Origin of the sequence: Nocardia sp. NPDC047038 (assembly GCF_040644075.1) — a bacterium.
Classification (GTDB): domain Bacteria; phylum Actinomycetota; class Actinomycetes; order Mycobacteriales; family Mycobacteriaceae; genus Nocardia; species Nocardia sichangensis.
On the sequence record NZ_JBEYVQ010000007.1, the window covers coordinates 307474 to 319458 of the forward strand.

At 67.8% G+C, this 11985-nt stretch carries 11 protein-coding genes; 2 read left to right on the plus strand and 9 right to left on the minus strand.

Annotated features, from left to right (window positions below; genetic code table 11):
• Nucleotides 1-38 precede the first annotated feature (38 nt).
• The 6 genes from ABZ824_RS24520 to ABZ824_RS24545 all read right to left on the minus strand — a co-directional run bounded on the left by ABZ824_RS24520 (nucleotide 39) and on the right by ABZ824_RS24545 (nucleotide 7050).
• Entirely contained in the window at nucleotides 39-1205 is a 1167-nt protein-coding gene (locus ABZ824_RS24520; protein WP_356965521.1) for a cytochrome P450, read from the minus strand.
• 325 nt (nucleotides 1206-1530) lie between these two features.
• Complete coding sequence (locus tag ABZ824_RS24525) at nucleotides 1531-2703, minus strand: aminoglycoside phosphotransferase family protein (protein WP_356965522.1); 1173 nt, start codon at nucleotides 2701-2703, stop codon at nucleotides 1531-1533.
• A 134-nt stretch (nucleotides 2704-2837) separates the two neighbouring features.
• A complete protein-coding gene (locus ABZ824_RS24530) occupies nucleotides 2838-3569 on the minus strand; it encodes a MerR family transcriptional regulator (protein WP_356965523.1) in 732 nt (243 codons plus the stop codon).
• A gap of 28 nt (nucleotides 3570-3597) precedes the next feature.
• On the minus strand, nucleotides 3598-4977 hold the full coding sequence (locus ABZ824_RS24535) for a serine hydrolase domain-containing protein (RefSeq protein ID WP_356965524.1): 1380 nt from the start codon (nucleotides 4975-4977) through the stop codon (nucleotides 3598-3600).
• Nucleotides 4978-5196: 219 nt separating this feature from the next.
• Nucleotides 5197-6435, minus strand: a complete 1239-nt coding sequence (locus ABZ824_RS24540; RefSeq protein ID WP_356965525.1) for a TMEM143 family protein — start codon at nucleotides 6433-6435, stop codon at nucleotides 5197-5199.
• Nucleotides 6436-6741: 306 nt separating this feature from the next.
• The gene (locus ABZ824_RS24545; protein ID WP_356965526.1) at nucleotides 6742-7050 is read right to left on the minus strand and encodes a hypothetical protein; all 309 of its coding nucleotides are present in this window, start codon (nucleotides 7048-7050) and stop codon (nucleotides 6742-6744) included.
• Between the two features lie 288 nt (nucleotides 7051-7338).
• Between ABZ824_RS24545 and ABZ824_RS24550 the strand changes: the two genes are divergently transcribed.
• Nucleotides 7339-8043: a response regulator transcription factor gene (locus tag ABZ824_RS24550; RefSeq protein ID WP_356965587.1), complete on the plus strand. Its 705-nt coding sequence runs from the start codon at nucleotides 7339-7341 to the stop codon at nucleotides 8041-8043.
• Nucleotides 8021-9565, plus strand: coding sequence for a HAMP domain-containing sensor histidine kinase (locus tag ABZ824_RS24555; protein WP_356965527.1), 1545 nt, complete (start codon nucleotides 8021-8023; stop codon nucleotides 9563-9565). Before ABZ824_RS24550 ends, ABZ824_RS24555 begins: the two co-directional genes overlap by 23 nt.
• Here the strand turns inward: ABZ824_RS24555 and ABZ824_RS24560 are convergent.
• From ABZ824_RS24560 to ABZ824_RS24570, 3 genes are all read right to left on the minus strand, one after another.
• Complete coding sequence (locus tag ABZ824_RS24560; protein ID WP_356965528.1) at nucleotides 9562-9909, minus strand: DUF1330 domain-containing protein; 348 nt, start codon at nucleotides 9907-9909, stop codon at nucleotides 9562-9564. The two genes, ABZ824_RS24555 and ABZ824_RS24560, sit on opposite strands and share 4 nt — an antisense overlap.
• Nucleotides 9910-10038: 129 nt before the next feature.
• Nucleotides 10039-10848, minus strand: a complete 810-nt coding sequence (locus tag ABZ824_RS24565; protein ID WP_356965529.1) for an SGNH/GDSL hydrolase family protein — start codon at nucleotides 10846-10848, stop codon at nucleotides 10039-10041.
• Entirely contained in the window at nucleotides 10845-11981 is a 1137-nt protein-coding gene (locus ABZ824_RS24570) for a 2Fe-2S iron-sulfur cluster-binding protein (RefSeq protein WP_356965530.1), read from the minus strand. The genes ABZ824_RS24565 and ABZ824_RS24570 overlap by 4 nt, the downstream gene beginning before the upstream one ends.
• Nucleotides 11982-11985 lie beyond the last annotated feature (4 nt).

Here is an 11985-nt window from a genome sequence, read left to right on the forward strand (position 1 = left end):
TATGACGGCCGCAGGCCGCAAGCCTCGACAGCGTTGCGTCAGATATTCAGCGGAGAGGTCGGGGGGAAGGTGACCGGCAATTCGGTCAGGGCGCGGTGGAAGGGGCCCGGTCGCCACTCGGGGGTTCGGTTCGGCAGGTTCAGTTCGATCTCCGGCAGTGCGTCGAGGAGTTGGTCGATGGCCTCTTGCGCGATCAGGTAGGCCAGCGGACGCGCGGGGCAGGCGTGCGGGCCGAGACCCCAGGCCAGGTGGGAGCGGTTGCCGGTCAAGTCGCCGGTGCGGATCGCGGGGTCGTTGTTGCACGCGGCCATGCTGATGACGACGGGCTGATGCGCGGGCAACCAGACGTCGTCGATGAGGATCGGGTGACGGGGATAGGTGATCAGCAGGTTCGCCAGTGGCGGGTCGTTGAACAAGACCTCGTCGATGGCATCGCGGGACGACAGGTTTCCGCCGAGGATGCTGTCGCCGAAGCGCTCGTCGGTGAGGATCAGCAGCAGGGTGTTGGTGATCAGGTTCAGCTGGAATTCGATGCCGCTGCCGTACACCTGGGACACGTGGTGCGACGCCTCGACGTCGTCGAGCCGGGCGGGATGCCGCAGCAGTACCGAGGTGATGTCGCGCTGGGGTTCGGCGCGTTTGAGTGTCACGAGGCTCATCAGCGCCTCGCCGAGCATCTGATTGCCCTTCTCGGCGTCGACACCCTCGAGGAGGGCGGCCGTACCGGCGGCGACCTGCGCCCCGATCTCCGGCGGGCAGCCGAGCAGATAGTTCACCGCTTGGAAGACGAGCGGGAACACGTACTGGCGGATCAGCTCGGCGGACCCGTCTTCGCAGAACGAGTTGATCAGCGGGGTGGCCAGTCCTTCCACGACGGAATGGAGGGCATACAGGTCGACCTCGTCGATGCTGGCGGTGATCGCCCCACGGTAGCGGGTGAAGTCGGTCCCGGCGCTGCGACTGGCCATGGGCCGCCACTCCAGCAGGGGAAGAATGGGGCAATCCGCGGGGATGTTCTTCTGCCAGGCGCGCGGGTCGGCCGGGAAATGGTCGGGATCGTTGAGGATCCGCACCGCGGTGCCGTAGCCGATCACCAAGGTGGCCGGGACGCCGGGGGCCAACTCCACCGGCGCCAAAGACCCATAGCGCCTGCGCATCTCGCGGTACACACGGTGCGGATCGGCCGCGAACTCGGGCGAGTACATGGGCACTCGCTGTTCGTCGGATTCGATCGGCGAGCCGTGGAGGACCGGGCACGACCCAGCCGGAGCATGAGATTGCGGCGTACTCAAAGAGCGAACTCCAAACATTGGTGTTGCACAACGTGACTGCTGAACTACCGCTCCCTGCCTGGACACTGGACTGGAGCGAACTCACGGCGACTGTGCCGGAACCAAGCGATGGTATAGCGCGCGTGGACCGTGACCCTCACCGCGGACGAGAACAAGCTTCGCAGAATGCCTGCCGATCCGCTGCGCGGCCGGAATCGACCCGGCCGCGACAACACGGAGGCAGTGGACGAACTCGGGGTCAGACGCCGAGAGCGTCCAGTGAGTCGTGGTCGTCGATGGCCGTGGTGATTCGCTTCAACAGCGTCAGGCAAGTCTCCACCGGCTGCATCTTGGGTTGATACGCCGCCCTGCCGATCGTGAACGCCCACGCCGCGTACGCGAACATGGACTGTTGCCGGTACGCCAGCCACGCGTCCTCGAACGACGGCGCCTGGCCGCCGAGGGCTCCGAGTTCGTCCAGGTAGGCCGCCAGCAGTTCACGGTCCCAAGCACGCCGGTCCTCGGGCTCGCATCCCGAATTCACGGTATAGGCGAAGTCGTGTGCCCAGCCTCCCCGCATCACCACCTGCCAGTCGACGAATCCCATTCGCCCGGCGGCGGTTCGATATGTCTGCCCGATGTGCGGGTCACCGTGCAACAGAGTCTGCGGAAGCTCGTTCGTCGCGTTGTCGATCGCCCGCTCGACACCGGCCCAGAGCCGGTCGGCCTGGTCGTGCAGGGCCTCCGGGACCACCGCCGCGGCGCGGCGCAGGCCGACCTCGCAACGCTTCTTCATGTCGATGGCGGAGAGGTATGCCCGCAGCGCCTCGGTGGTCGTCTTGAGGTCCGCGATCGACGGGTGATTCCAGAAGGTGCGGTGGAGTCGAGCCAGATTGCGCACCAGGTCTTCGATCTGGTCCCGGGCGACCGGGGCGTTCGGCTCGACGAACTGCGCACCACGGGTCGAGGCGATGTCTTCCATCAAGGCGATCGATCGCCAGGACGCCGAATCGGCGGCACCCCAGTAGCCGATCGGCGCTTCGATGTCGACCTGGGGGCGGAAGTCACGGAAGAAACGGGTTTCGCCGTCGATCATCTTCCCGCCACCGAGCAGGATGCGTTGCGAGAAGGCCGTCGTTGTCTTCGCGAAGAGGTCGGTCGGCAAGCCCGCCTGCCGTCCCGCGTCGTTGTAGTCGACGCGAATCGCGACGCGGGTCGATGTTCCGCGGCTGCCGTTCGCGGTTTCGAACGAGAGCACCTCGGCCCCGGGGACATCGCGGCACAGCACGGCCGTCAGCCACTGTGGGGTCAGCGTCTCACCCGACACCGGGACGTCCTCGACGTCGCGCGCCTTCGGCCGGAACACTTTCTCGCCGATGATGTGAGCACCGACTGTGACGGACCGTCCGAGCAACCAGAGCTTGTGGTTCATACGCTTGCCTCGATTCCGGAGTACGACATGACCGCCCGAGCAGCCGGATCGCCGGCGCACGGGTCCGCAGGACAGTAACGCACTCTCGAAACAGCTGTACCGCAATGCGATTGCCGAGCCGATGCGGGCGGTTGCTACTCGGTGGTCGCCTTCTGCGCGATCTTCGTGAGCCGTTCCCAGGCGGGCGAGGTGACTCCGACGGATTCGTTCACCAGGCGGACCAGTTTCGGATCCAGCGCCGGGGTGGTCCGGCCGGCTCCGGTGCGTCTGCCTATGATCCACCGGCGGGTGCGGTCGGCGAGGTCCACCAGCCGCGGGTCGTCTGGGGACCAGTCGAATGCCGCGTCGTAGTCGAGGTAGATGGCCCGGAATCGCGGATCGTCGATGGCGTCGAGCTTGTCGGCGACCCAGTCCGACGCCTGTTCCGGAGCGACCGATTGCAGCAGAATCCAGATGTCGCGCTCCATCCGGACCGCCCGGTCGCTCACCCCGAGTTCGCGCAGGCGCGCGAGGTATTCGGCGACATCGGCGGACACGAACAGTCGATCGCCTGAGCCCAGTTCGGCGATCTGCTCGCGGGTGCGGCGGATCTCCTCGGCGCGTTCGGCGAGCATGCGGTCGATCTCGGCGATCGCCGCCGCGAATTCGTCGGAATTCGCGGTCAGCAATTCCTTGATCCGCGCCAGGGGCACGCCGGATCGCGCCAATGTCTTGATCTTGACCAGATCGATGGCGTCCTCGGCGCTGTAGCGGCGATAGCCGGAGGAGTCGCGCGGCGGCTCGGGCAGCAGGCCGCGTTCGTGGTAGACGCGCACGGCCTTGATCGTCACGCCCGCATACCGCGCGAGCTGCCCGATCGTGATCACGCCTGTCTCCCTTCGGTGCCCGCCGCCGTCATCGCACCCGGGCGAACAAGCGACCGGCGAGATCGATTCCGGTCACGGCGGCGGAATCGTCACGGGTGAAGAACCCGCGTTGTCCTTGCAGACCGCCTTCAGTGACGATGTACTCGTCCGCGTCGCCGGCCAGCAGGCCGAGGGTAGCCGGTGGCAGGTCGGGCGGCAGATCGGTCACCGCGGCGGCACGGATCTCGGGTTTGATGGCGCATTCGATCGTCGACCTTGCCCCGTCGGTGTCGAGGGTCAGCCGCATCATCTCGTTCTCGTAATGCCCGACGATCTCCCCTGCCCGCGCCGCGTCGTAGGGCAGCGGCTCCGGATCGCGTTCGACCACACCGAGGTAGTGTTCGAGCACCCATTTCACCACCGTCCGGTTGAACGCCAGCCCCGCGCCCGGGCCCGCGTTCGACGTCACCGCGACGGCGAAATCGCGCTCCGGCACGATGAGCAAGTCGGCGAACTGACCGTTGCCCGACCCGCCGTGCCCGATGGTCGCGACACCGTTCACCTCGCGCAGGAACCAGCAGATCCCGAACGCGTCACCCAGGGTGCTCCCGCGCAGCTCCACGGTCTGCTCCCGCATCCGGTGCAGCAGTTCGGCGGGCAGGATGCGCTCGCCTGCCTCGGTCCGGCCGTCGCCGAGGTGGAAACGCGCCCAGCGCAGCAGATCGCGGACAGACGTCGCCACGCCACCGCCGGGATTGTTCGCGCGGTTGTCCTTCCATTGCCGGGCGACGGCGAGCACACCGTCGGAGTCGACGTTGTGACCCACCGCGAACCGCCGGGTCATGACGTCGTCGACGGAATAACAGCTGTGTGTCAGGTCGAGCGGTTCGAACAACAGCGACGCGACCGCCCGCTCGAAGGTCGACCCGGTGACGTTCTCGACGACCCGGCCTGCCAGATTGAACCCCGCCTGACTGTAGGACGCCCGCCCTCCCGGTTCCGCGATCAGCCGCGCCTCGGCGAGTTTCACCGCGTGCCGTGCCAAAGCGTCGTCTCCTTCGCCCGTGTCGACGCCGAGCTTCCATTCCAGCCCGGCCGTATGGTTGAGCAGCCGCAACACAGTGATCTCGTCCGTGGCCGCATCGGCAGGGGCGAATTCCGGGACGTACCGCCGCACCGGCGCGTCCAACTCCACCCGTCCCTCGGCGACCAACCGCAGCAATGCGGTCGCCGTATACGTCTTGCTCACCGACCCGACCACGAACATCGTGTCCCGGTCGACCGGAAGCGGGTTGACCACACTCGTCACCCCGTGGCACGCGAAGTCTTCTCGACCGCCGACCGTCACCCCGACCGCGACACCCGGTACGCCCAACGTTCCGGCCGACGCCGCGACGAATTCGGCCAATTCCGTGTTCATCTCGTTCATGCCACCATGCTCGAACCCTGCCCCTGGGGCAATGTCAAGCCCTTGCCCGCGGCGGTGATCAAACGGCCCTGACTCCGCTCGACCGGGTGTCGTCATCCTCGCCGCGCATCGTGTAGACGCGCTCGCCTGTGTTCGCGTCAGCGCAGTTCACTGAGCATTCGAACAAGCTCGCCGAACTCGCCGCCGACACCGTCGGCTCGGCGGCCTGGTTGCGCAGGCTCACGCCTTCGTCAGCCGGTTGGCGGACATGGAAAAAAGGTTGTCCCAGTGATGATCGAGACGCTGTTTCGCCTCGGTCGGCGGCACGGCGCTCAGCGTGCCGTGCTCGTCCTCGACGAGTAGTTCCCACCTCCGGAGTCTGCGCAGTCCGTCGCGGATCTGGAAATCGAAGGTTGTCCCCCATTGCCGCCGGAACCAGTCCTCCACGCGCCGATCGAGTTCGGTGGCGGTGAGCGGCCGGTCGGCGGCGCGCAGGAAGTGGTATGCCAGCACGGCTTCCTTCACCTCCGAATCCTCGGCGGCACCGAGCAGATGGTGGAACACTCCCGCATCATTGTCGAGGTTGCGAAAATAGAGATGCTCCGACAGCGTCTTCATCAACTTGATCTTGCGGTTCTTGAACTTGGCGAACTGACGCACCAGATAACCGCCGAAGGCAGCCAACCCGGCGCCGAGGGTCACCAGCGTGGCTTGATCCAGCCGCACGGATTCCTCGCGCAACCCCACCCAGAACGCCAGCAGCAAGAGCAGCGGCCCCAGCGAAGCGACCAGCTTGGTGGCGACCACGACGATCCCAGAGACCACCGCGGGCACACCGATCAGCAGTTTGTCCAGTGGCCGCATCCGCACGCGAACGCTCGGATACAGCATCTCGAGGTCGTTTCTCGGGACGTTCTGGAACAACTTCACCAGCACACCGCCGTTGGGCCGATCCGCGACCGCCTCCGCACGCTCGGTGAACGCGACGTACACCAGAACCTTGCCGTAGCTGGTGAATTCGATGCTGCGCCGCCGTAGACCGAACAGCCACCGCACCTGCTCGGTGCGCTGCGCGACCCCGCGGCGGAAGAACATCGCCGTTTCGATGTCGTCCGCGTCGACTTCCAACCGCACCTTCACCAGCGAGTGCTCGGCGAACGCGCGCTCGATCTCAGCGGCATCGATGCGCGTGAAGTCCGCCGACTCGGCCAGCGCGACCAGCTCGCTCTCCACCCGCGCCCGCGCGGCGGCCCGGTGCTCGGGGGTGGCAACACGGATCGCCCGTTCGTCCTCCGCTGGATCGACCACCTGATAGGCATCGAGCAAAGCCTCACCGCGCGCATGGAACTCGTTGTGCACCAACGCCGCCAGCAGACTCGCGAACTCCACGAACGACTCGCGCTCCGCCTCGGGGAGTTCGTCGGCACACAGCGATACCACCGCGCTCTTACGGAACGGCAGGAAGTGTTCGGCGTCCATCGGCAACTCCTCTCGGCGGACCCGCCCGTCGGTCACAACCCTATGGGGAGGCCACGATCCACCGCACAGCCGACGGGGTCGGTCCACGACGACGGTGGAGGCGATTCGCGGACGCCCGGCCCGAGCACCGAACATCACGATGCAGGATCCGGATTCGCGCTACGCCGCGCAGTTGGCCGGGTACGCGACCCCGCACGGACCACCACAGTGCACCGCGGATACGCCGAGCGCGGCGGTGGACGTTCGGTCCGCCGCCGCGCTCGATCTGTTCAGTTGTTCAGCTCATGCGTTGTGAGGTGCAGCGGATCACTGTCCGGGCTGGCACTGCGGCGGCGGCCCGTCCGGGTGATCACCGGGCGGAGGACCCTGACGGTCACCGGGCGGCGGGCCCTGACGGTCGCCGGGCGGGGGACCCTGGTGATCGCCAGGCGGCGGGCCCTGGTGGTCACCGGGCGGAGGACCCTGGTGATCGCCGGGAGGCGGGCACTGCTGTCCGGGCACCGGTCCCTGGCCCTGGGGCGCATCAGCGCCGGCCACACCGGCTCCGATGCCGAGGGCGCCGAGTGCGAGCGCACCGGCCACGGCGCTCATTGTCAGCTTCGATGTGAAACTCATCTGCGTTCCTCCTGTTGTCGGATCAGGTCCGAAACCGTCGGCCACTGCTCTGAGGCCGACGCGAGAATCGTTGAGTCTCAACATTTGTCCCTCGTTGGCGGAAGCTATGTGCCAGCTGTGAACCGACCGGCTTCGCATACCCGCACCTCCGCCGCGCGAGCCCGTTTCCGCTGGTCGCACCCTCACAGCAAACACATAGCCGCACCACAGCGGACCCCAAGCGTTCCTCGCCATGGTGAAACGATGTCCGCGACGACCACCGGGAACGGGCCAGCCGAACGAATTGTCATGCGCCGCGCCGACGGCAGCCCGATCACCGTGCTCGTGGTCGACGACGAGCCCGTTCTGGCCGAGATGATGTCGATGGCGTTGCGCTACGAGGGATGGGAGGTCACTACCGCGGGTGACGGCCGGACCGCCGTCGCCAAGACCCGCGAAGCCCGCCCCGATGTGGTGGTGCTCGATGTGATGCTGCCGGACATGACCGGCCTAGAGGTGCTGGGCAAACTACGCACACAATATTCGGACCTGCCGGTGCTCCTGCTGACCGCCAAGGACTCGGTCGAGGACCGCATCGCCGGGCTGACCGCGGGCGGCGACGACTACGTCACCAAGCCTTTCAGCATTGAAGAGGTGGTGCTGCGGCTGCGCTCGCTCCTGCGCCGAACCGGCGTCGCCATCGAGAACAGTGACGCGCAGCTGGTGGTCGGTGATCTCGTGCTGGACGAAGACAGTCACGAGGTCACCCGAGCGGGCGAAGTGATCGCCTTGACCTCCACCGAGTTCGAATTGCTCCGGTTCTTCATGCGCAACCCGAAACGGGTACTGAGCAAGGCACAGATTTTGGATCGAGTGTGGAGTTACGACTTCGGCGGCCGGTCCAACATAGTCGAGCTGTATGTCTCGTACTTGCGGAAGAAGATCGACTGTGGACGCGCGCCGATGATCCACACCCTGCGCGGTGCCGGGTATGTCCTCAAGCCCGCAGGCTGAGGCGGCGCGCCGGGTGCTGATGCCACGGCGCTGGTCGCTGCGGGCACGGCTGTTGGTCGGGCAGGTGCTGTTACTGGTGACCGTGGTCGTCGGTATCGGCGCCGCGACCGAATTCGCGCTGCGCCAGTTCCTGGTACACCAATTGGACACCGAATTGATCGATGTGCAGAAGCGTTCGCTCGGCGAGGTCGGCGGTGGCCCGAGCCTGGGCCCCCGCCCCAGCGGTGAGCCGCCGTCGCTACCTCCACCCCCGCCACCGCCACCGAACAACGGCCCGGGACCCGACTTCCTCAACCGGCGCGGTATCCAGCCCGACATGATCGGCGCCATCGTCCACGAAGGCAGCGTCGCCAAGGCGGGCCGCAACGCGGCCGACGGCACGCAGGAAGCGTTGTCGCGGGCCGCGCAAGAGCAGCTCGCCGCTGTGGCGGCCAACGGGAAGCCGGTCGACGTCGATCTCCGCGGCCAGGGCCGGTATCGAGTGGTCGCGGACACCACCTGGGCGGGCGACATCGTGGTCACCGGCCTGCCGTTGACCGCCGTCGACGCGACGCTGTTGCGTGTTCTGTTGATCTTGGCGATCGTCACGGCGGTCGTCTCGATCGTCGCGACACTGGTCGGCATCTGGCTCATCCGGCACGCTCTCGCGCCGCTGGATCGGGTCGCGGCGACGGCCGCGCGGGTGGCCGGACTCGAACTGCGGCGCGGCGAGGTGGTACTGCCCGTCCGGGTTCCGGTCGCGGACGCCGATCCGCGCACCGAGGTCGGACAGCTCGGCGCGGCGGTCAACCGGATGCTCGATCACATCACGGGTGCGTTGTCGGCACGCCACGACAGCGAGACCCGGGTCCGGCGATTCCTCGCCGACGCCAGCCACGAGCTGCGCACCCCGCTGGCCGCCATTCGCGGCTATGCCGAACTGGCGCAACGCAAACGAGCCGAGGTGCCCGGCGAGGTGGCCAATGCGATGGCCCGGGTGGAGTCCGAGTCCCGGCGGATGACGGGTCTGGTCGAGGACATGCTGCTGCTGGCCCGGCTGGATTCCGGACGCGGGCTCGAACACGAGCCGGTGGACCTGACCCAGCTCACGGTGGACGCGGTGAGCGACGCGCACATCGCGGGACCAGAACTTCACTGGGATCTGGAGCTGCCCGACGAGCCGGTGGTGACCACCGGTGACGCGGCCCGGCTGCATCAGGTGCTGGCGAACCTGCTGACCAACGCGCGGGTCCACACCGGCCCTGGCACAACGGTGCTCACCTCGCTGGAATTCCACGGCGACGGAGGAGCCGTGCTGCGGGTGACCGACGACGGACCCGGAATCCCGGAAACCTTGCAGCCGACGGTGTTCCAGCGTTTCGCGCGTGGCGACTCGTCGCGCTCGCGGCGGGCGGGCAGCACCGGCCTCGGTCTGGCGATCGTCGCGGCGGTCGTCAAGGCGCACGGCGGTGACATCTCGGTGGCCAGCGAACCCGGCCACACCGCATTCACCGTGCGTCTGCCCGGCGCGGGAAGCGGCTAGTCGGCGGACACGGCCTCCCGGATGGCTTTCACGGCGGCGGTCGGGGCGTAGCCGGTGGGGACACCTTCGACGAGGATGAGGTCACCCTCGATGTGCCGCGTGCGCAGCGGTGCGATCTCCCGGTACGCGGGCGAGTCCCACCACGCTCGCGCCTCGGCGATCCCGGGGAAGCCCAGCATCACCACGGCGCCGGGCCAGCTGCCTTCCTTCACCTCGTGCGGTGTCGCGTGCACGAGGTAGTGGCCGCCATACGGCTCGAGGGTCGACGAAAGACGTTCCATGTAGTCCGCGATCTCCGGGTGCGCGGCGGCGTCTTGCAGGTGAGCGATGGCGTAAGCGGTCATAGCGTGATCGTGGCATGGCGATCGATCAGAGTCGATTACCTGCCGGGTAAGCGGCGCTCGTCTCGCGGGGTGTGCTGGGGAACCGACGAGCGGCAATACGAGCCCGCGCTGAGCGCCCCGACACCGTGGTCACGGCTGGAACCGGTCCGTGGGCGCGGCGGTCGCCGTGCGGCCGTGCACCGGGAGGAGGTGCGGGCGTTTGGCGGTACGTCCGTCGCCGGAGGAGCGTCCGGTGAGCCGCCTACCGAGCCAAGGACTCAGGAAGGTTGCGGCCCAATGTATTTCGCTCTTCACCGTCGCCATGCGGGTGCCGGCGGGCAGCGGCGGCGTCAAGGGCGCGGCCCAGCTTTCGTCGGCGCCGGGTAGACCCAAGGCGTGCGCGAGAGCGTCGGCGATGCGCTGATGTCCGAGCGAGTTGGCGTGTAGCCGGTCGGTGCTCCACAGGCGGGGATCGGTGACGGCGGCGTGGTGGGCGGTTTCGGCGAGGACGACGCCGTGCCGTGCCGCCGAGGCGCGGATGCGCTGGTTGAGCGCGGTGACGCGACCGCCGAGCGGGCGCGCGAGCGGGGTGATGCGCGCGAGGTCGGGGAAGGTCAGCGTCGCCACGACCGCGCCGTGGGCGGTGAGGGCGGCGAACATCGCGTCCAAGTGTCCGGCGACCTCGTCGGCGTCGAAATTCGGCCGTAGCAGGTCGTTGACTCCGGCGACCACGGTCGCGAGGTCCGGTCGCAGCGCCAGGGCGGCATCGAGTTGCTCGGCGCGGATCTGCCGGGCGAGTTTGCCCCGAACCGCGAGATTGGCGTAGAGCAGGCCGGGATCGGCCTGCGCGAGGCGTTCGGCGAGCCGGTCGGCCAGGCCGCGCAATCCGGTCCGGTCGTCGCCGTCGCCGACGCCCTCGGTCTGGCTGTCGCCGAGCGCGACATAGGTTCGGTAGGTCACAGGCCCAGCTCCACATCGGTGATCGGGTAGGCCACACACGAATGGGTGTAATCGAATCGAGCGTCGGAGAGCCGGAGTTTCGCCTCCTCGGCGTTGTGCACCTCACCCTTCAGAATCCGCACCCGGCACAGGCTGCATTCGCCGGAACGGCAGGCGGCCTCGGGACGAATACCGTTGTCTTCCAGAGCGTCCAGTAGTGGACGGTTGCGCGGGGTGCGGAAGGAGGTGTTGCCGACGGTGACGGTGACCTCCTGCGCCGGATCGATACCGGCGGGCCAGTGCGATTGGGCGGTGGGATCGCTGGGCGCGCCGTTGGCCTCGAAACGGATGCGTTTGCGCGGGTGGCCCAGCGCGGTGAGCTGCCCGAGGGCGTAGGGGTACAGCGCCTGCGGGCCGCACACGTAGACCATACGGCCGTCGAGTTCGCCCGCCAGCCGGTCGATGGTTTCCGCGGTGAGGAAGCCGGTGGCTCCGGTCCAGCCGGCGGCGGGTTCGGCGATGACATGGTCCACGTCGATGCCGGGGTGGGTGGCGGCGATCTCGTCCAGTTCCGCGCCGAAGATGATGTCGGAGGCGTCGCGGGAGCCGTAGATCAGGTGGAAGGCGCGATCGAGACCCAGATCGGCGATCTCACGAATCATGCTCATGGCCGGAGCCACGCCCGAACCGCCCGCGAGGAACACCACGTCGTTGCCGTGAAAAAGCGGGTTGTGGTGGAAGGTGCCCATCGGGCCGGTGGTGGTGAGCACCTGCCCGATCTCGGCGGTGTCGACGAGCAGGTTGCTGACGCGTCCGCCGGGGACACGGCGGACGGTGAGGTCGTAGTGGGTCAGCCGGGACGGGCTGGAGGAGATCGCGAACGGGCGGCTGGTGCCGTCGATGAAGACGTTCACGTACTGGCCCGCCAGGAAGGGCGGCAGCTCGAACCGGTCGGCGCGCTCGAGTCGCAAGGTCTTGGCGGTGGCGGTCTCCTCGATGATCGCGGTGACCACCAACCGCAGCCGCTTGGGGTGGTAGGCGTCGATGGTTGCGCGTGTTTCGGCGGAGTAGTCGCGCGTATCGGGGACGCGGGCATCGATCTCGGCGAGGATCTCCGCCGCCCCGTCGAACCGTTCTGCGAGTGGGTGTTTCACGTAG

Coding starts and splice junctions, on each gene's coding strand:
- ABZ824_RS24540 (WP_356965525.1), bottom strand. CDS start 6,435: ATGGACGCCGAACACTTCCTGCCGTTCCGTAAGAGCGCGGTGGTATCG.
- ABZ824_RS24525 (WP_356965522.1), bottom strand. CDS start 2,703: ATGAACCACAAGCTCTGGTTGCTCGGACGGTCCGTCACAGTCGGTGCT.
- ABZ824_RS24545 (WP_356965526.1), bottom strand. CDS start 7,050: ATGAGTTTCACATCGAAGCTGACAATGAGCGCCGTGGCCGGTGCGCTC.
- ABZ824_RS24550 (WP_356965587.1), top strand. CDS start 7,339: ATGCGCCGCGCCGACGGCAGCCCGATCACCGTGCTCGTGGTCGACGAC.
- ABZ824_RS24535 (WP_356965524.1), bottom strand. CDS start 4,977: ATGAACGAGATGAACACGGAATTGGCCGAATTCGTCGCGGCGTCGGCC.
- ABZ824_RS24555 (WP_356965527.1), top strand. CDS start 8,021: ATGTCCTCAAGCCCGCAGGCTGAGGCGGCGCGCCGGGTGCTGATGCCA.
- ABZ824_RS24560 (WP_356965528.1), bottom strand. CDS start 9,909: ATGACCGCTTACGCCATCGCTCACCTGCAAGACGCCGCCGCGCACCCG.
- ABZ824_RS24520 (WP_356965521.1), bottom strand. CDS start 1,205: ATGTACTCGCCCGAGTTCGCGGCCGATCCGCACCGTGTGTACCGCGAG.